The sequence below is a fragment of the Stenotrophomonas sp. YJH_SMC_16 genome, assembly GCF_059367875.1.
This window is the reverse complement of record NZ_JCAFRH010000002.1, coordinates 147,872-166,585: the sequence shown is the minus strand read 5'-3', so window position 1 is coordinate 166,585 and position 18,714 is coordinate 147,872. Positions and strand designations below refer to the sequence as shown.

Here is an 18,714-nt window from a genome sequence, read left to right as displayed (position 1 = left end):
CGTGGACCCGGTGCCTGACACGGGCCGCGCCCAGGAGCACCTGACATTTCCTACAGGTTCCAGTCGATCCGCATGCCCGCGATCAGCGCATCCGGCAGGTCGTGCTGGCGTGCGGGCTCATTGAACTGGTCGGGGTGCACGATGTAGTGCAGGTTCGGTGCAACACGAAGCTGCGGGGTGAGCTGGATGCCATAGCTCAGCTCCATCATCACCTGGCTCCCGTGCGGGGTGCCGCTGCCACCGGCTGCGGCGCGGGCGAGGCGCAGGTCTTCCAGCGCCATGCTGCTGTACTTCTGCTGGGTCACGACGAAAGCGATGCTGTCCTGCGGCCGCCGGGCGAACGTGCCTTTCTGCACCAGCCCGGCCTGCAGGAAGTGATCCTCGATCAACTGCCCGGAGGTACCCTTGAGCGCGGCGCCGAAAAGGGTCAGGCCACGACCATTGCCATCGCCGGTAAGCTGCTGTTCGAAGCGGGCGAACGCACCGGAACGACCGTGGCGTGTCGCGTACTCCTGGCCACTGAGCAGCGCCGGCATGCCATTGGCGTCGCGCAGCGGATCGCGATAGGTCGAGTTGTCCTGCCAGCCACCCAGTTCATAGCGGGCCTTCAAGCGCGCCGATGCCGGGCTGCGCCAGCCGATCGTGTACGGCACGATCCACCCGGTGGCCTGGTTCGTGCTCCATTTCAGGCCGTGCTGGCCATCTTCGGCCTGGCTCGGGTCGACCTGGTATGCGCCCACGCGTACGTAGACATCCGGCGTCACCCATGCCGTGGCATCAGCCATCCAGCTCGATACCGGCCACCATGTGAAGCTGCTGGTGCGGAACACATAGGTCGGGTTACCGCAGGCCGAGTTGCCCTGGAAGTACTGGCACAACTCCGAACCGAGATGATGGATGTTGGCGACGCTTCGCCCTGCTTCCAGCACCAGTCGGTCGTTGAGCAGTTTCTGCTCGAGCGTCAGGTTAGCCAGGCGCGTTCCCTGGCCACCGTAGATCTCCTGCACCGAGGTGCTGTTGCCCGTGCTGCTGTTGGCGAGATTGGTGCCGTGGCGGTTGATGCCGTAGGCCTTGATCGTTGCGCCCCGCCAGCCGAACGCGGCGTCCAGGTTCACGTCGGCGCCGAACATCAGCTGGCCGGCATAGGCCGTGCCGCTGCGCTTGCCGCCGTCAAGCGTGGCGGCCGCCTCGCCGGTGTAGGCGAGCCTGCGAGTGAAGACGTCGCTCGCGTCTGCGGTGGTCGCCAGGGATGGCAGGGCAAGCGCGATCGCCATCGGCAACATGTGTCGGGAAGAGCGGGTCATGGGCGAGGGTCCTTGTGCAGGGCGCAGGTCGCTGCGCCCCTGCGTGCGCAGGGGCGGTGGAGGGGGCTTGGCGATGGGGTGGATCAGGCCGGCGTGGTGACCGGCTTCTTGAGGATGCGCAACGCGACTGCAGTGACGGCCACGCCCGCCAGCAGTGCCAGCAGGTAGATGCCGAGGTGAGTGACTGCGTTCGGGATCGGCAGCACGAACACGCCGCCGTGCGGCACCTTCAGCTCGACGCCAGCGGCCATCGAGATTGCACCTGCCACGGCAGAACCAAGAATCAGCGCCGGAATGGTGCGCAGCGGATCACGCGCGGCGTAGGGGATCGCGCCTTCGGTCACGAAACTGAGGCCAAGCACGCCGGCGGCACCGGCCGTGCCGCGCTCCTCGGCGGTGAAGCGGTTGCTGAACAGCCATGTCGCCAGTGCAATACCCAGCGGCGGCGTCATGCCGCCGATCATCGTCGCCGCCATCGGCGTGTAGACCTGGCTGGAAATCAATGCAGTAGAGAACGCGTAGGACGCCTTGTTGACCGGCCCGCCCATGTCCACTGCCATCATTCCGCCCAGCAGCAGGCCAAGCAGGATCGCGCTGCCGCCCTGCATACCGCGCAGCCAGTCGGTCAGCCAGGCCAGCAGGCCGGCGACCGGCGTGCCGATCACGTACATCATCAACAGGCCGACCAGCAGCGTGCCCAGGACCGGCAGGATCAGCACCGGCTTGAGGCCTTCCAGGCTGCGCGGCAGGCGCAGCGCACGGTTGATCCAGTGCACGCCGTAGCCAGCGATGAAACCAGCCAGGATGCCGCCGATGAAGCCAGCATCCATGTTGACTGCCACCAATCCCCCGATCATGCCCGGGGCGATGCCCGGGCGATCGGCGATGGAGTAGGCGATGTAGCCGGCCAGTGCCGGCACCATCAGCATGAAGCCGGACTTGGCGCCGATCTGGAAAAGCGACCAGGCCAGCGTGCCCTTGTGGGCATCGTCGAAGGCATAGATGCCGCCGAGTGCGAATGCCAGTGCGATCAGCAGGCCGCCGGCAGTGACGAACGGCAGCATGAACGACACGCCGGTCATCAGGTGCTTGTAGGGCCCGGTGGCCTTGGTCTTTTCGGTCGTGCGCCCTGAAGTTGCCGTACCTGCCTGCACGCCGGCCTCGGCCAGCGCCTTGCGGATCAGGTTCTGGCCGTCGTTGATCGCCGGTTTGGTGCCGCTCTTGAACAGGCGTTTGCCAGCGAAGCGCGACAGATCGACTTCGCGGTCTGCGGCGATCAGGACGAGGTCAGCAGCCGCGATTTCCTCGTCGCTCAACGCGTCCTGCGCGCCGACCGAGCCCTGGGTTTCGACCCGGATTGCATGGCCCAGCGCTTTGGCGGCCTGTTGCAGCCCCTCAGCCGCCATGAAGGTGTGAGCGATGCCGGTGGGGCAGGAGGTAACGGCAACGATGCGCTTGTCCGCATTCGTGCCGGCGTCGTTTGAATGTGCGGCCGCGAGCGGTGCGAGCGCCGCAACCGGGTCGTCCAGTACTTCGCCCAGGCTGGCATGCGCGATCTCAGCATTGGCGAAGCGCGCGATGTCCGCCTCACCATCACCCACCAGCAGCAGGTGCGTCGCGGCGGCGGCGTTCGATGCAGGCAGTGCGCCGGTCACGCCCTGGTCGCTGCGGATCTCGATCATCAGCTCGAGCCCGCGCTGGCGGGCGGCGCGGCGCAGCGCTTCGGCGGCAAGAACCGCCTCGATGCTGCGCTCGCCAGCGGCGATGACTACGGTGGAAGCGTGCATGGGAACTCCTGGAATTCTTCGGGTTCGTCCTTGCCGAGGGCGCTGAGGTTGGCGTGAAGCCAGCCGCCGTGCCTCCGGCAGGAGGGATCAATCCAACCGCTCGATCAGTACATCGCCGGCCCATGCGCGTACCTGCGCCGGGTCCAGCCGTCGTGCGTCACCGCTTTGCAGCCGGCTCATCGAGAACGCGGTCGCCAGCCGTGCGCAACCGGCCAGATCGAGGGAGGACTCCAGCATCGCGGCAGCGATGCCGGCGACCATGGCGTCGCCCGCACCGACCGTGCTGCCCTGGGCCAGTCGCGGCGGTCGTGCGACCAGCGCGCCGCTGCGATCAATGAACAGCGCGCCGTCGGTGCCCATCGAGATCGCTACGAGCGCAACACCGCGTTCGACCAACGCCTGGCCAGCGACACGCAGGGCGCCGCGGTCCGGCAGCTGGGTGCCGGTCCAGGCCTCCAGTTCGTGGCGATTGGGCTTGACCGCGTAGGGCAGCGCACCCGCGGCGTCACTCAAGGCAGCCACAAGTGCGTCGCCGCTGGTGTCCAGCAGCACGCGCGCATCGGCGGTGCCGGCCTGTACCTGCAATCGCGCCCATGCATCGGCCGGCAGCCCGGACGGCAGGCTGCCGGACAGCACCACCGGCAGGCCCGGCCGCAGCAGGGCAGCGAGCCGGCGCGACACCGCATCCAGATCGGCACCGTCGAGTGCCAGGCCGGGCAGGTTGATGTCGGTGGTTTCGCCGTTGTCCTCGTCAACCAGCTTGATGTTGGTGCGGGTGCTGCCCGGAATACGCAGGCAACCATCCACGATGCCACGCGCCGAGAACAACGTGCCGAACACACCGTCGTTGCCACCACCGAGCACGCCCAGCGCCGTGGTCGGCACGCCCCAGTCGGCCAGGCAGGCGGCCACATTGATGCCCTTGCCTCCTGCATCGTCGTGGCTGCTGCGGGCGCGGTGCACCTGGCCCGGCCGCAGGCCGGCCAGCCGCACGGTCTGGTCGATCGCCGGGTTCAACGTGACGGTGACTGCGCGGATATTCATGCGCCTGCTCCATCGAGCGCGCGTACCTGCTCAGCGGTTTCGCAGTCCAGAGCGGTGTCTGCGAGCTTCTGCAGATCGGCCAGCGCAGTGCCGCGCAGGCGTGCCTTCACCGACGGGATGTCGTTCGGGGTCATCGACAGTTCGTCCACGCCCAGTCCCGCCAGCAGCATCGCACCGAACGGATCGCCGGCCAGGCCGCCGCAGACACCCACCCAGCGCCCCTGCGTGCGTGCACCGTCCACCGTGGCGCGGATCGCGCGCAGCACGGCCGGATGCAGGCTGTCGGCCTCTGCGGCAAGCTCCGGATTCTGGCGGTCGATCGCCAGCACGTACTGGGTCAGGTCGTTGGTACCTATCGAGAAGAAGTCGGCGTGGCGGGCAAGCACATCGCTCTGGGCGGCAGCGGCCGGCACTTCGATCATGATGCCGATCGGCACGTCGGGCGCCTCGAGTTCGGTGCGCAGGCGCTCGCAGATGGCGCGCAGAGCGACCAGCTCGGGCACCGAGGTGATCATCGGGAACATGATGGACAGGCGTGCACCGTCCTTGGCTGCGCGATACAGCGCACGCAGCTGCGGTTCCAGAAGATCCGGGCGGCGCAGCAGCAGGCGCGCGCCGCGCACGCCGAGGAACGGGTTTTCCTCGTGTGGCAGCTCCAGGTGGGCGACCTGCTTGTCGCCACCGATATCGAGCGCGCGCACGATCAACGGACGGCCGTCCAGCGCGTTGGCCATCGCCATGTAGGTTGCGTACTGCTCCTCCTCGCTGGGCGTGCTGCCGCGTTCGAGGAACAGGAATTCGGTGCGCATCAGGCCGACACCTTCCGCGCCCTGTTCCAGCGCCAATGGCACCTGCTCGGGCAGGTTCACGTTGGCGCCGATGTCGATGCGATGGCCATCGGTGGTCTGCGCTGGCTGCGCACGTTGCGCCGCTTCTCGCGCGCGGATCTGCTGCTGCCCAGCGATCCAGGCGCGAGCCGAAGCAAGATCTGCCTCGGAGGGGGACAGGTAGAGCCGCCCGCTGCTGCCGTCGATGATCGCCTCGCGGCCGGCCTGGATCGCCAGCAGTTCGGCGCCACCGGCAACCAGCGCCGGCAGGCCGAGCGTGCGCGAGAGGATTGCAGTGTGTGAGGTGGGACCGCCCAGTGCGGTGGCGAGGCCGAGCACGCGGGTGGTGTCGAGGTTGGCGGTATCCGAGGGCGACAGGTCGGCGGCAAGCAGGATGCACGGCTGCGCCGGCAGATCGGCCAGGCCGCCACCGGCCGCAGAGGGGTCAAGCTGCGCCAGTACGCGCCGACCCACATCGCGCAGGTCGGCAGCGCGCCCGGCCAGCACCGGATTGCCCAGCGCCGCCAGCCCGGAGGCGATCTGCTCGATGGCCTGGTGCCACGACCAGGCGACACCATGACCTTCAACCATCAGCTGGCAGGTGCGGGTAATCAGGTCGGTGTCGTCAAGCAGCGCAGCCTGCGCCTTGAAGATCGCAGCATCCGAAGCGCCAAGGCGGCGCTGGGTGTCGTCCTGCAGCGCGGCCAACTGCTGGCGGGTGCGACCCAGTGCATCCTGCAGGCGTGCGCCGCCCTCGCCGAGCGGGGCAGGGCGATCGGCAACATCGGCCTGCGCGCTGGCCAGTACATGCACCTGGCCGATGGCCAGCCCGGGGCTGGCGCCGATGCCGACGATCGCCGCCTGCGCTTCGGGCGGATTCCAGCCCGCGACCGGCGCCGCCTTTCGCTGTGCTGCACGCTCTGCATCGGTCTTTTCCTGCGCCACCAGCCCATCCATGACCTTGCGCAGTGCGGCCAGCAGGGCGTGCGCATCGGCGCCCTCGGCAGAAACACTCACGGCATCGCCCTCGCGAAGCCCGAGCTGCAGCAGCGCAACCAGACTCTTTGCATCGGCCACCTGATCGCCCGCGCGCACCTGCGCACGGGCCGTGAAACCCCGCGCCGTCTCGGCCCAGCGCGTGGCCGGGCGCGCGTGCAGTCCACTGGGGTAAGCGATGGTCCAGTCGAAACGCTCGGCCAGGTCCGCCACCGGCACGTGGGCTGCCGTGACTGCGACATCACTGGCCAGCGCATTGACGATGTCGCTCGCATCGGGGGTGGTGAACAACCGCTGCAGCGCGGCCTCGTCCTGGATCAGGCGGGTCAGCCTGCGCAGCAGGGTGATGTGGGTATCGGACTGGGCAGCAATGCCAACCACCAGGCGGGTGGTCTGGCCGGGGTTCCATTCCACGCCTTCCGGCAACTGCAGCACCGCGATGCCGTCGCGGCGCACCAGGTGGCGGTCCTCGCCGAGCCCATGCGGGATCGCCACACCATGGCCGAGGAAGGTGTTCGCCAGCGCTTCGCGGCGTCCCATGCTGGCCTCGTAGCCCGGCGCCACGCAGCCGGCGGCGACCAGCATCTGGGCTACCTGGGCGATGGCATCGGTCTTGTCCTGTGCCCGCGCGTCCAGGCGGATCAGTTCCCGGCTGACGGGGGAGGGGGAGGTCAGGGGCGACAAAGCGGGCTCCGGGAAGGGGTGGCTGGGACATATTGGGAACGTTCCCACTCCGCATTTCAATGTGCACTGCACAAAAAGCCAATAGTCCTTTGGCGTTAGGATTGTCCTGGACAGCCATTCGGCCATGAACAGCGCACGTTTCCGGGAACGTTTCCAATGAGCATCAGCATCAACGACGTCGCACGCGTGGCGGGGGTCTCCAAATCCACGGTGTCACGGGTGCTCGGGGGCGGTCCGGTCAGCGAGGACGTGCGCCGCAGGGTCGAGCTGGCGATCCGCCAGACCGGCTATCGACCCAACCTGCAGGCAAGACGGCTGCGCTCCCGGCACACCGGCATCATCGGCTTGATCGTGGCAGATATCCGAAACCCGTTCTTCACTGCGCTGATCCGCGCGGTGGAAGAGGTGGCCTATCGCGAAGGATTGCGCGTGACCCTCTGCAACACCGATGAGGACCCGGAGCGGGAGGCGCTGTATCTGCAATTGATGCACGAAGAGCGCATCAGCGGCCTGATCTTCGCGCCGACCCGGACCACGGTGGGTCGACTTGAGCGGCTCACGCTGGACTATCCGACGGTGCTGGTCGATCGTGCCGCACCCGGTGGCTCGATCGACAGCGTCGTCCTCGACAACACAGCGGCGATGGCGGGGCTGGTCGAACACCTGGTCGAGCGCGGCTATCGCCGTATCGGCGGATTGTTCGGCAGCACCAGCACCACTGCGGCCGAGCGACGCGACGGCTATCTTGCTGCGATGCGCACGCATGGGTTGGAGCCGGACTACCGGGAGGTTGAACCCACGGCCGAAGCCGCCATCGCGACAGTCGAGCAGTGGCTGGCCGCGCCATCGCGCCCCGAGGCACTGGTCACCAGCAACAGCCTGCTGTTGATGGGGGCATTGAAAGCCGCCCGCGGCGCAGGGCTGGCGATTCCAGACGCGTTGGCACTGGCCGGCTTCGACAACGAACGCTGGACCGAGCTGGTCGTGCCGGGCATCACCGTGCTTGAGCAACCGGTTGAGGAGATGGGGCGGGCCGCGATGTCGATGCTGCTTGAACGCCTGCGCACGCCGGAGCTGCCGGTGCGCCGACTTGTGATGAAGGGCCGGTGCGTGGTCAGAGGGTCGACGGCTGCGCGATAGTTCGACGCCCGATTGCGGCGACCCTGGGAGCGCCGTCCGGGTGTTGGCGGGACAGCCGTTGTCTGTTACAAGCCATCTGTACACGCAGACACGATGGATGATCGCCTTGTCAGAGCCTTATTCAGCGCTGCTCCGCCTGCAGTTGGGCCACGAAGATCTCTCCAGATGGCTGGCGGCGCCCGTGCCCGCAGCATCCCGATGGTCCGACTGGCGATGCATCGCCGGGCAGTGGCACCTGGGCAACGGCGAATACCTGGCCTCTTCAAGCGACGAGGCGTTGGATCACCTGCTCGCGGACTGCCAGGTGCTGCTGGCTCGCTACCCCGACAATCGCGCCGCATTGAAAGCCTTCCTGGCCTCTGCACAGGCTGAAAATATCCGGGTTGCCGCCTATGACCGCAGCAGCACGCATTTTGTTGCAGGATCGCTGACATATTCGGAAAGCCTCTACGATCTCATCGCGTTTCTCGCTGTGGCACGAGGCGCCGCCGACTTCCTGAAGGCGGGCGACCGGGGCGTGGCACTGATCCACGACTACCTATGGGCCGAGGAAGGTGAGCGGGAGACCGTTGCCGCGATTGCGCTGGTCGGCCAGGGGGACTCCGGCTTCCTGCCTTCCACGGACCTGGATACCGCGACCGCGCCCTTCGAGACATTGGTGGAGGCCATGCTGGAAGCCCAGGACGACCCGGAGTTTCATCCGCACAACCAGCTCGATCGACTTTGACCAACGCCGCGTGGAACCCACAGAGACGACCGCCAAGGGCCCCGACATGAAAGGACATCACGCGCCCCACGTGCGCCGCCGCATGCGTCGGCTCTTCGCATTTGGCCTCTGCGCTCTGGCTGGACACGCCTTCGCCGGAACAACGCAACCGGCACGCACCTGGCTTGTCAGTGGAGCCGAACTCATCACCCTGCTGCAGGGCAAAGGCGCTGATGGGTTCTGCGACGGCGAGCAGTGCCGGAACCTGTCCAGCGCTCGCGCCAGCGCCTATATCCAGGGCGTTGCCGATGCCAGCCGCGGCCAGTGGTGTGGGCAGGGCCAGATCCTTCCACATGAGCTGGTGGATCGTGTTTCTTCCCATCTCCGGCAACTGCCCCGCGAGCGATTGCAGCAGGATGCGTCTCCTCTGGTTGTCGAAGGGCTGCGGGCGGCGTTTCCTTGCGGTGGCGGCACGACACCGCATGGCAGTGCCGAGCCCGGCAAAGATGGATGACACAGGCCGCCACCCGCGTGGCGACTGTACGAGTGCTCTACACGCGCGCGGCACGATGCGCTCATGGCAGCCGGCATCCGCGCGGGCCACACTGCATGTTCCGTCTGTAGCCGGAGCGGTGCAATCAGTGCGCGGACGGCTCGGTACGGGCGTCCCCCACCACGCGTCGAACGGTCTCCCGCAACTGATCGATGTGGAAGGGTTTGGCCACGAAAGCTGCGCGGCGGTGGCGCTGCGGCACCAGCTGGTTGTAGACGGCAGAGACGAACAGATAGGGGATGCCGAGCTCCGCCAGGCGATCAGCCACGGGAAACACCACGCCGTCACGGAGTTCGACATCCAGCACGGCGCCGTCGAACCGCTGGGTGTCCAACAGTCCCAGCGCGTCGAACACGCTGTACGCGTGTGTCACCTGGTCGCCTGCGTCTTCAAATGCGTGTTCCATCAGTGCTGCCAGGTCGAGCTGGTCTTCCACCAGCAGCAGGTTGCATCTGCGCTGGTTCAATCCGGATTGCATGTGTGTAGCCTGTGTCGCGACGGGAACCCAGTCTGTGCTGTGCTGCATCAACGTGATGCGTGCGGGTTGTCAGCCCGATGCGAAGCCCTTGAAGCGCGCTGGCAGCACCGTGGAGGCGGCGTGGAGGACCGGCTGGAGTGCGTTGACAGCGTCTTGGCACGTGCCATGGATACTGCCGCCGTCCCCACACTGGAGCTCCTGTCATGCCGCTATCCGGAACCGACGCTGCCTCTCGCTCTCCGCGCGTGCTGCGTGTCGAATGCATGCCACTGGACTGCGGCGGCGCTGCAATCGTAGTGGAGCTGGATCGCATGCCTGAACGGACGTGGATGAAGTCGTTGAGGCGAGTCCTGCAGGCTGACGACGCCCTGGAGGGCGCGCAGGCCAAGTTCGATGGGCGTTTCGTGTATGTCGTGGGGGTTGAGGGAGGCGGTCATCGCGCGCAACATCGGGTAGCCCAGGCACTGATGGCGACGGAAGGTGCATTCGCCTCGGGTGCCGGCCTCCAGCGCCCGAGCGCCGGCACGGCACTGTCCGGCACGATGACGACCTGACTGCAGACCGGGCCCGGCCCAGCGTTGCTGGTGGATGGCGGTCCGCCCATCGTCCTGCTGCGATGCACGTTCTCGTCGGCCGCCTTTTCTTTTTCCAGCGTCTCCAGCAGCAGCGGCAGGGCGTCCTGTAGCCCGGCTGCCTGGCCATCGCGGCAATGATGCCGTAGGACGCAATCCCGCAATGCCCGGCCTTCGTGCTGCTGAAGAAACGCTGCGCACACTCCTTACGAAAGGCGCGAGTACACGCCTGCTGCGCCTTCCGAGCACGCCTTCAGTTCACACCCTTCACCCCCCAGCGGCGAGAATGTCCCACTGGACGCAGCCATGCGCGTCCGGCCCACTGCCTTCAGGAACACCGAGATGTCCAACACCCCCTTTGGCGAATCGTCATGCGCTGCCGCGGCCAGCGGCTGCATCGAGGTCCGCGGTGCGCGCGAGCACAACCTCAAGGATGTCGACGTCTCCATTCCACGCAATGCACTGGTGGTTTTCTCCGGCGTGTCGGGATCCGGCAAGTCCTCGTTGGCCTTCGGCACGGTTTTCGCCGAGGCGCAGCGGCGCTACTTCGAATCCGTCGCACCCTATGCGCGCCGCCTGATCGACCAGGCGGGCGTGCCCGATGTGGATGCCATCGACGGGCTGCCCCCGGCGGTCGCCCTGCAGCAGCAGCGCGGCGCCAGCAATGCGCGCTCCTCGGTGGGCAGCGTGACCACGCTGTCCAGCCTGGTGCGCATGATGTTTTCGCGGGCGGGAGCCTACCCGGCCCACCAGCCCATGCTGTACGCCGAAGACTTCTCGCCCAACACCCCACAGGGCGCCTGCAGCACCTGCCATGGCCTGGGGTATGTCTACGAAGTGACTGAAGCACTGATGGTGCCGGACCCGTCGCTGAGCATCCGCGAGCGCGCCATCGCGTCCTGGCCACCGGCATGGCATGGCCAGAACCTGCGCGACATTCTGGTCACGCTGGGCTACGACATCGATGTGCCGTGGGAGAAACTGCCGAAGAAGGACCGTGAGTGGATCCTGTTCACCGAGGAGACGCCCACCGTGCCGGTCTATGCCGGCTTCACGCCGGCCGAGACCCGTACCGCACTCAAGCGCAAGCAGGAGCCCAGCTACATGGGCACGTACACCGGCGCACGCCGCTACGTGCTGCACACCTTTGCCAACACCCAGAGCGCCCTGATGCGCAAGCGTGTGTCGCGCTACATGGAAGGCAAGCTGTGCCCGGCCTGCCACGGAAAGCGCCTGAAACCGGAGGCGCTTTCGGTCACCTTTGCCGGTGTGGATATCGGCGAGTTCATGCGGCTGCCGTTGGATCACCTGGCGGACCTCCTGGAGCCCATCGCGCAGGGTGATTTCGGCGCACACAACAAGGGCGCACGTGCCAGCAGGCGTGCGACACCCCGCGATCGTGCCCGGCGGGCAGCAAGTGGCCGCGCGACCCACGAGGGCGCCCCCGACGTGCGCCTGACCTCGGCCCTGTCCGAAGAAAAGCGCTTGGCGGCCCAGCGGCTGGCGGGCGGGGTTATGGCGCGTGTACGGCAACTGCGCGAGCTCGGCCTGGGCTATCTTTCACTTGATCGCGCCACGCCCACGCTGTCGGCCGGTGAACTGCAGCGCCTGCGGCTGGCCACGCAGCTCAGCTCGTTGCTGTTTGGCGTGCTGTACGTGCTCGACGAACCCTCGGCCGGCCTGCATCCGGCTGACAGCCAGGCGCTGTACGACGCGCTGGACCGGCTGCGCGACGGCGGCAACTCGGTGTTCGTTGTCGAGCACGATCTGGAACTGATGCGCCGCGCGCAGTGGCTGGTGGACGTGGGACCGGAGGCCGGCGAGCGGGGAGGGCGCGTGCTTTACAGCGGCGAACCCGATGGCCTGCGCCAGGTAAAGGATTCGCGCACGGCACGTTATCTGTTCGATCAGGTGCCTGCACCTGCCAGCCACCAGCGCAGCGCCGGGCACTGGCTGGAGCTACAGGGCATCCACCGCCACAACCTGCAGGGCGTGGACGCACAGGTGCCGCTGGGGCTTCTGACCGCAGTGACCGGCATTTCCGGGTCGGGCAAGTCCAGCCTGATGGCGCAGGCGCTGCCCGAGCTGATGCTGCTGCACCTGGGGCATGAGCCGGTGGACGACAGCGCCGACAGCGCACCCACGGACGGACCGACCGTGATCGAAGCCACGCGGGGCCAGCTGGCCGGCGACGTGGACGCCATCCAGCGCGTGGTGCAGGTCGACCAGAAGCCCATCGGCCGCACGCCACGATCCAATCTGGCCACCTACACCGGCCTGTTCGATCACGTGCGCAAGCTCTTCGCCGCGACACCCGACGCGCGTCGCCGTCGATTCGATGCGGGGCGCTTCTCGTTCAACGTGGCCAAGGGCCGGTGCGAGACCTGCGAAGGCGAGGGTTTCGTGAGTGTCGAACTGCTGTTTATGCCGAGCGTCTATGCGCCGTGCCCCACCTGCCATGGCGCCCGCTACAACGAAGCCACCCTGAAGGTGCTGTGGAATGGCCGCACCATCGCCGAGGTCCTGCAGATGACGGTGGACCAGGCGCAGGCGTTCTTCGCCGAAGAAGACGCCATTTCCCGCCCGCTGCAGTTGCTGCAGGAAATCGGTCTGGGCTACCTGCGGCTGGGCCAGCCGGCCACCGAGCTTTCAGGCGGTGAGGCACAGCGCATCAAGCTGGCGACCGAGCTGCAGCGCAGCCAGCGCGGGCGCACGCTGTATGTGCTGGATGAGCCCACCACCGGCCTTCATGCATCTGACGCGGACAGGTTGCTGGCGCAGCTGCAACGGCTGGTTGAGGCTGGCAACACCGTGGTGATGATCGAGCACGACATGCGTTCTGTCGCACAGGCGGACTGGGTGATTGATGTCGGGCCAGGTGCAGGCGGCGCGGGTGGCACCATCGTGGCGAAGGGCACGCCGCAACAGGTGGCCCGCGCCAAGGGAAGCAGGACTGCGCCGTTTCTTGCGCGCGAGCTGGGGCAGGCCAGCTGACGCCATCTCATCCGGGGCTGCATGCATTCTGTTGTACTGTGGGAGTACTCGCAGCGCCCATCAGCGAGAGGATGGTCAGGTGAACGCTTCCATGCTCCCAAGAATCGTCGGCTTCGATGTCCCGTTGTTGCATGAGCGTGTAGACGCATCCACCGACGAAGCCATCACCGCGCTGCTGGATGTGGCGCCGGGCGCTCGCTGGACAGAGATGTTCCTCATCAAGTGCAGGGCCCTGGCGTCCCAGCTCCAGCTGGCGGATGTTCGCATTGAAGGCGCCAGGATCTACTTCTACGGATCCATCAGCGATTCTCGTGGACTTGCCGACGCGGTGATGTCCATTGTCCACGTACTGAATGATGAGTTGATGCGCGAGCGGAATCACGCAGCCAGCCGCGCCTAGGCGCAGCCAAGCAGGGACCAGCACCGATCGGCAATCTCCGCTGCGCCAGGATGGCCGCGCAGGCTCGATCGCTTCGCAAGCCTGCCCTGCAGAGCTTCGATCCATGCCGACCGGGTGCCATGCGGATCTCTCACATAGATATCGCAGGCAAGCCGGATAACGGGCGCCACTTCATATCGGAAGCTCATCGCGGGCAGGGCGCCCAGGTTGAACGCGATTTTCCAGTGGGCCAGCTCGCGCTCGACGTCGACAACGTGCTTGCTTCTTCCATGGATCATGGCGTTACCCCTTTTCGAAACTCCACTGTACACGCTTGTTGCTGCGGGCCTGTTCATGACCCTTGTTCATATGGGACGCGTCCCCGTACGTTCCCGTAACGGCGACACGCCCACAGTCAATCGGCAGCAGACTTGCTGCGGCGGAGAATCGAAATGAACAGCGTCCCCGAACAGAACAGGAATGACCGCTCCAACGCGTCCGCTGAAGCAGAACAGCCTGCACAGCAGGGGCAGGGCGAGGGGGGCGAACCCGGCGGGGAGGAGCCCGGCAAGCAAGGACAGCAACAGCAGCAGGACAACAAGGATCGCGAGAGCCCGAAGCCAGCGGATGAAAAGAAGGGCGGTCTCGGCGGCGATACCCGCCGCTGAGGAACAGGAGGAGCCGCGCGCCGCGCGGCTGCTTCCGCAGCAGACAGGGAGCGTGCATGTCCGCACAAAGCCAGGCGATCAGCCTGATGACCAAGATCATGTACCAGTGTCGCCCGGAGAAAACCACAACAATGGCGCAATGCCGTTGCTGCCACGCGCCCAGCCCTGGCGGGATGGAGTGCGCACGGTGCCTGACCGGCAGGCTCGGCGATACGATTCACAATCGTGGTGCAGCGTTCGGCTGGCTGGAATCGTTCCGCAGGGTCCAGCAGGACGAAGCACACGTATTCGAATGCGCAAAGCGCGCCGATGCGGCATCTCCCTAGGCGTCGCATCCGGACCTGACATCGCGCAAGCGTATGCTCGAGTCATTCAGGAGCAACGCGATGACTTTTCCGATCTGCATCTACGATAGAACGGGCACAGGGCTCCGGCTGCCTGCGGGATGGTGGATCGACCTTCAGTCCGATCTGCCTGCACTGGTGAAGGGTCCCACGCGCATCGACCTTCCGCGATCTTCAAAAGACGAGCATCCACGATTGGATCCTGAGGTTCTCACGGATCTCTTCCGGCGCATTGGAGGCTCTCAGTGGCTAGGTTGAATCCAGCCCATTCCCTGGGAGTGCGCTGGCTGTTCTTTCGCCTTCGCAACGGGCAGTCCATCAGTCCGGCCAAGCTGATGTCTGTCTGGTCCGAGGCGGCGGAATCCAACGACTGCGCCGTGCGCCGTGAAATCATCGACGGCGCCGGCTACGTCTACGCCTTGTATGCGCCCAACAGCCTGCTTTCCCCCCGGCGCGTGGAGCTGCGCATGAGAGCGCTGCTGGAGGAGGCCGGCTACGCCTTCACGATGGGCAGCCTGGCGGGGCGGCACCCGGGCGACGGCTGAGGCGCGGCGCTGAGGCGCCGGCCGAACAGTCCATGACAGCCGCTCTCATTCGGGGACACCAGGCTCCAGTGGTTCGTCAGGCGCGGGATCGAAGAGCGCCAGCATCCGCTCACGCCGGCACTGTTCGAGCCAGTGGTGCCATATCTCCACCTCGTCCATCAGCCCCGTGGCACCGCACGCTGGGCACGTGAGCGTCGTACCCGATGGACTCGTCTTGATGCCCTCGTCCTGAGTCATTGATGAGCGCAAGCCGCAGCTCTTGCAGGTGGATCGCAACTGATCGAGGCGAACGATGGCGCCATTGCGCGCAAGAAGGGGCTGGATCGCATGGATCCGGAAGGCATTGGGAGGGTGCATGGCCGTGTCGTCTTGGGCTGGACACGGGAGCAAAGGATTCTGCGCCGGAGAAGAGCCGTGAGGGCGCAGTGTCCTCCGTTGGAGGTTAACCCTTCATCAAAGTGCGGAACACGCTCCATCGTTGGCCTGAAATCCTACGCCCGCAATCGTGCACTGGCGCGGCACCCGGCGCTTCTCCGGTGCCAGCCCTGCTTCTGGGAAGGAAGGGCTCTGCCATCACAACAGAGCCCCGGTCACTCACTTTTCCTGCAGGAACGCCAGCAGATCCTGGTTGACCTTGTCCTTGTGGGTGTCGGTCAGGCCGTGCGGCGCACCCGGGTAGACAATCAGCCTGGCGCCCTTGATGAGCCTTGCCGATTGGCGGCCTGAGATATCGATCGGCACGATCTGGTCGTCGTCGCCGTGGATGACCAGGGTGGGCACATCAAACTTCTTCAGGTCCGCGCGGAAATCGGTGGCGGAGAACGCAGCGATTGAATCGTAGGTGTTCTTGTGGCCGCCCTGCATGCCCTGCGCCCACCACGCATCGATCAGCCCCTGCGAGACCTTCGCGCCCGGACGGTTGAAGCCGTAGAACGGGCCCGACGGGATGTCCTTGTAGAGCTGCGCGCGGTTATCCATCTGTGCCTTGCGGATGCCGTCGAACACTTCGATCGGCAGGCCGTTCGGGTTGTCGGCGGTCTTCAGCATGAACGGCGGTACCGAGCTGATCAGCACCGCCTTCTTCACTCGCCCGGTGCCATGCCGGCCGATGTAGCGCGCCACTTCGCCACCACCGGTGGAGAAGCCCACCAGGGTGACATCGTGCAGGTCCAGCGTATTGATCACCGTGGCCAGGTCATCGGCGTAGTGATCCATGTCGTTGCCGTCCCACGGCTGGCTGGAACGCCCGTGGCCGCGACGATCATGCGCGATGACACGGTAGCCATGATCGGCCAGGAAGATCATCTGCGATTCCCAGCTGTCCGAGTTCAACGGCCAGCCGTGGCTGAAGGTCACGACCGGGCCGTCCTTCGGGCCCCAGTCCTTGTAGTACAGCTGCACGCCATCGGCGGTGGTGATGTAGCTGGCGGTGCGCGCGACGCTGGTGACTGCCGCCGGCGTGGCCGGTTCGGCGGCCTGCGCGGACAGGCCGGCCTGGACCGAGAGGGCGAGGGCGGCAACGGCCAGGGTACGGGTGAAGGTGTTCATGCGGGGAACTCTCATGGGTGGGTGGTGAGGCGTACTTTGCGCCTGAAATCAGGCGTTCGGGTGATGAACTGTCCGGATTTCTTGATAGATCGTCTTGCACGGATGTGCGCTCGCGAATCGCTCGGGATCGCCTGTTGACAAGGTAGAACGCGCGTTCTACCTTGCAGCCATGAGCAAGGCCACCGCCGACACCCACCAGAAGATCCTGGCCACGGCCGAGGCGCTGATCTACCAGAACGGGATCCACGCCACCGGCATGGACCTGCTGGTGAAGACCTCCGGCGTGGCGCGGAAGAGCATTTACCGCCACTTCGAGAACAAGGACGACGTGGCCGCTGCCGCGCTGAGTGCGCGCGATGTGCGTTGGCTGGCCTGGTTCCGGCAGGAGTGCGACAAGGCTGATACCCCGGAAGCACGCATCCTCGGCATGTTCACCGTGCTCAAGGGTTGGTTCCAGTCCGAGGGCTATCGTGGTTGTGCGTTCATCAATACCGCGGGCGAGGTCGGCGACCCTGCCGATCCGATCCGGGAGATCGCGCGGAATCACAAGCAGAAGTTGCTCGATTACACGCTGGAACTTACCGAACAACTGGATGTGGAGCAGCCGGCGGACCTGGCCCGTCAGCTGCTGGTCCTGATGGAAGGCGCCATCACCCTGTCGCGCGTGATGGGTGATTACGACGCCGCAGACACCGCGAAGGATGTCGCGAAGCTGTTATTGGAACAGGCCAAGCGTTAGCGCCTGGGTACCCCAGATCCGTTGAAGCAACCCGTGTATCCATTTCGATTGGAGGTTTCCCCATGTCCGCTGAACAAACCCGTCCGCCGCTTCCTCCGTTCACCCTTGAATCGGCCACCCAGAAAGTGCGTCTTGCCGAGGATGGCTGGAACTCCCGCGATGCCGACAAGGTGTCGCTTGCCTACTCGCTCGACACCCAGTGGCGTAACCGTGCCGAATTCACCAATGGCCGGGAGGAAGCCCGGCAGTTCCTGGCACGCAAATGGAACAAGGAGCTCGAGTACCGCCTGATCAAGGAGCTCTGGGCCTTTACCGAGAACCGCATTGCTGTCCGTTACGCGTACGAATGGCACGACGACTCCGGTAACTGGTTCCGTTCCTATGGCAACGAAAACTGGGAATTCGGAGCGGACGGCCTGATGCAGCGCCGCTTCTCGAGCATCAACGATTTGCCGATCAAGGAGAGCGACCGCAAGTTCCATTGGCCGCTGGGGCGTCGCCCGGATGATCATCCGGGGTTGTCGGAGCTGGGTATGTGATTCCCGCTTGGGCGCCATCCCAAGCGCGCTCAGGTACGATGGGGTGGCCGGCGTCTGCGCCGGCCGGGGGAAGGGGGCGCAATGGACATGCAGGCAAGGGGCGGATTCGATCAGTCGGCAAAGACCGATTCGCAGGAACTGACATTCCACTGGCTCTACCAGCGGGTGCAGGGACTGGTTGAGCACAGCATCTACCCCAAGGCGGGCAGGGTGGAGACGTGGGCGTTTCGCATCGGCGTGGGTGCGGCGATCATCGGCATTCTCATGGGGCAGCTTCCGGATCGATGGCTGCCTCTTGGCGTAGTGCTCCAGGTGGTTGTTGCCTGCCTGGCAATCGAAATCGGAGGGTTCATTGTCGGTGGCGTACTGGCCGCCCGCAGGGGCATTCGCCAGTTCAGCCAGCCGCGGCTCTCGCACGCCCGGGAGATGGATGAAGACTTCGCTCACTGGCAAGCGGTGGTGACCGAGCTTCGCGGATTCCCGCGCGTCCAGCGCGAGCGGCGACTCAAGTTCGTCAGCACCTTGCGCACAAACATGATTGAGCGCATGGGCATGATGTATGGCGGCCTGCAGCGGCTGGGACCATTCCCGCTGTTGATTGCCCTCTACCTGCAGTTCCGCGGATGGAAATGGGGCGACTGGGCGGGCGCTTTCGATGTTGGCCCGCTGGGTGCACTACTGATCTTCGCCATGGTGCTGCTGTACCTGCTGGGCTGGATGCTGATCGGCCTTCGCACCAGGCTTGATACCTACGTTGCCTTGTTGGAGGGCTCCATCCACGAACCCGAGCCCTCCCAGCAAACGCCTTTGTAGCGTCGGGCCATCATGTTCCTCATGCTGAGGGACAAACAGGACTGTGAGTAATCC

General features: G+C 65.8%; 20 protein-coding genes. 12 read left to right on the top strand and 8 right to left on the bottom strand.

Annotated elements, in window-relative coordinates; translation table 11 throughout:
* Positions 1-50: 50 nt before the first annotated feature.
* From AC5P6E_RS05565 to ptsP, 4 genes are all read right to left on the bottom strand, one after another.
* On the bottom strand, positions 51-1,304 hold the full coding sequence (locus tag AC5P6E_RS05565; RefSeq protein WP_495230764.1) for a carbohydrate porin: 1,254 nt from the start codon (positions 1,302-1,304) through the stop codon (positions 51-53).
* 83 nt (positions 1,305-1,387) lie between these two features.
* Positions 1,388-3,091, bottom strand: coding sequence for a PTS fructose transporter subunit IIC (locus AC5P6E_RS05560; RefSeq protein ID WP_099559343.1), 1,704 nt, complete (start codon positions 3,089-3,091; stop codon positions 1,388-1,390).
* 87 nt (positions 3,092-3,178) lie between these two features.
* A complete protein-coding gene (locus AC5P6E_RS05555) occupies positions 3,179-4,135 on the bottom strand; it encodes a 1-phosphofructokinase family hexose kinase (RefSeq protein WP_248853486.1) in 957 nt (318 codons plus the stop codon).
* Positions 4,132-6,642, bottom strand: coding sequence for a phosphoenolpyruvate--protein phosphotransferase (gene ptsP / locus AC5P6E_RS05550; protein WP_495230763.1), 2,511 nt, complete (start codon positions 6,640-6,642; stop codon positions 4,132-4,134). Before ptsP ends, AC5P6E_RS05555 begins: the two co-directional genes overlap by 4 nt.
* A 156-nt stretch (positions 6,643-6,798) precedes the next feature.
* Here ptsP and AC5P6E_RS05545 point away from each other — a divergent pair, with 156 nt between their 5' ends.
* The 3 genes from AC5P6E_RS05545 (at position 6,799) to AC5P6E_RS05535 (ending at position 9,002) form a co-directional block, all read left to right on the top strand.
* Positions 6,799-7,782, top strand: a complete 984-nt coding sequence (locus tag AC5P6E_RS05545) for a LacI family DNA-binding transcriptional regulator (RefSeq protein ID WP_495230762.1) — start codon at positions 6,799-6,801, stop codon at positions 7,780-7,782.
* Between the two features lie 97 nt (positions 7,783-7,879).
* The gene (locus AC5P6E_RS05540) at positions 7,880-8,509 is read left to right on the top strand and encodes a hypothetical protein (protein WP_495230761.1); all 630 of its coding nucleotides are present in this window, start codon (positions 7,880-7,882) and stop codon (positions 8,507-8,509) included.
* Positions 8,510-8,555: 46 nt separating this feature from the next.
* Positions 8,556-9,002: a Rap1a/Tai family immunity protein gene (locus AC5P6E_RS05535; RefSeq protein WP_260364724.1), complete on the top strand. Its 447-nt coding sequence runs from the start codon at positions 8,556-8,558 to the stop codon at positions 9,000-9,002.
* A gap of 124 nt (positions 9,003-9,126) precedes the next feature.
* On the opposite strand, the gene AC5P6E_RS05530 is transcribed toward AC5P6E_RS05535, so the two are convergent.
* On the bottom strand, positions 9,127-9,519 hold the full coding sequence (locus tag AC5P6E_RS05530; RefSeq protein ID WP_109814582.1) for a response regulator: 393 nt from the start codon (positions 9,517-9,519) through the stop codon (positions 9,127-9,129).
* A 311-nt stretch (positions 9,520-9,830) separates the two neighbouring features.
* Between AC5P6E_RS05530 and AC5P6E_RS05525 the strand changes: the two genes are divergently transcribed.
* The 3 genes from AC5P6E_RS05525 (at position 9,831) to AC5P6E_RS05515 (ending at position 13,485) form a co-directional block, all read left to right on the top strand.
* A complete protein-coding gene (locus AC5P6E_RS05525; RefSeq protein ID WP_231298714.1) occupies positions 9,831-10,073 on the top strand; it encodes a hypothetical protein in 243 nt (80 codons plus the stop codon).
* 360 nt (positions 10,074-10,433) lie between these two features.
* The gene (locus AC5P6E_RS05520) at positions 10,434-13,085 is read left to right on the top strand and encodes an excinuclease ABC subunit UvrA (RefSeq protein WP_495230760.1); all 2,652 of its coding nucleotides are present in this window, start codon (positions 10,434-10,436) and stop codon (positions 13,083-13,085) included.
* A 79-nt stretch (positions 13,086-13,164) separates the two neighbouring features.
* Positions 13,165-13,485 carry a hypothetical protein gene (locus AC5P6E_RS05515; protein WP_241883866.1) on the top strand — a complete coding sequence of 107 codons (321 nt, stop codon included), beginning with the start codon at positions 13,165-13,167 and terminating at the stop codon, positions 13,483-13,485.
* On the opposite strand, the gene AC5P6E_RS05510 is transcribed toward AC5P6E_RS05515, so the two are convergent.
* Positions 13,482-13,763 carry a hypothetical protein gene (locus AC5P6E_RS05510; protein ID WP_495230759.1) on the bottom strand — a complete coding sequence of 94 codons (282 nt, stop codon included), beginning with the start codon at positions 13,761-13,763 and terminating at the stop codon, positions 13,482-13,484. The two genes, AC5P6E_RS05515 and AC5P6E_RS05510, sit on opposite strands and share 4 nt — an antisense overlap.
* Before the next feature lie 153 nt (positions 13,764-13,916).
* Between AC5P6E_RS05510 and AC5P6E_RS05505 the strand changes: the two genes are divergently transcribed.
* From AC5P6E_RS05505 to AC5P6E_RS05495, 3 genes are all read left to right on the top strand, one after another.
* Positions 13,917-14,132 carry a hypothetical protein gene (locus AC5P6E_RS05505; RefSeq protein ID WP_044570206.1) on the top strand — a complete coding sequence of 72 codons (216 nt, stop codon included), beginning with the start codon at positions 13,917-13,919 and terminating at the stop codon, positions 14,130-14,132.
* Positions 14,133-14,188: 56 nt separating this feature from the next.
* Complete coding sequence (locus AC5P6E_RS05500) at positions 14,189-14,458, top strand: hypothetical protein (RefSeq protein WP_495230758.1); 270 nt, start codon at positions 14,189-14,191, stop codon at positions 14,456-14,458.
* 263 nt (positions 14,459-14,721) lie between these two features.
* Positions 14,722-15,021, top strand: a complete 300-nt coding sequence (locus tag AC5P6E_RS05495) for a hypothetical protein (RefSeq protein WP_043395776.1) — start codon at positions 14,722-14,724, stop codon at positions 15,019-15,021.
* Positions 15,022-15,066: 45 nt separating this feature from the next.
* Here the strand turns inward: AC5P6E_RS05495 and AC5P6E_RS05490 are convergent, their stop codons facing one another.
* Together AC5P6E_RS05490 and AC5P6E_RS05485 are read right to left on the bottom strand one after the other, a co-directional pair.
* Positions 15,067-15,378 carry a hypothetical protein gene (locus AC5P6E_RS05490; RefSeq protein ID WP_010485735.1) on the bottom strand — a complete coding sequence of 104 codons (312 nt, stop codon included), beginning with the start codon at positions 15,376-15,378 and terminating at the stop codon, positions 15,067-15,069.
* Between the two features lie 237 nt (positions 15,379-15,615).
* Positions 15,616-16,569, bottom strand: a complete 954-nt coding sequence (locus tag AC5P6E_RS05485) for an alpha/beta fold hydrolase (protein ID WP_317614326.1) — start codon at positions 16,567-16,569, stop codon at positions 15,616-15,618.
* Between the two features lie 169 nt (positions 16,570-16,738).
* On the opposite strand from AC5P6E_RS05485, the gene AC5P6E_RS05480 reads away from it, so the two are divergent.
* From AC5P6E_RS05480 to AC5P6E_RS05470, 3 genes are all read left to right on the top strand, one after another.
* On the top strand, positions 16,739-17,308 hold the full coding sequence (locus tag AC5P6E_RS05480; RefSeq protein WP_049409782.1) for a TetR/AcrR family transcriptional regulator: 570 nt from the start codon (positions 16,739-16,741) through the stop codon (positions 17,306-17,308).
* Positions 17,309-17,370: 62 nt separating this feature from the next.
* On the top strand, positions 17,371-17,847 hold the full coding sequence (locus AC5P6E_RS05475) for a nuclear transport factor 2 family protein (RefSeq protein ID WP_057504099.1): 477 nt from the start codon (positions 17,371-17,373) through the stop codon (positions 17,845-17,847).
* Positions 17,848-17,928: 81 nt separating this feature from the next.
* Positions 17,929-18,660 (top strand): hypothetical protein, encoded by a 732-nt coding sequence (locus tag AC5P6E_RS05470; RefSeq protein WP_019336580.1) that lies wholly within the window; start codon positions 17,929-17,931, stop codon positions 18,658-18,660.
* The last annotated feature ends 54 nt before the right edge of the window (positions 18,661-18,714 follow it).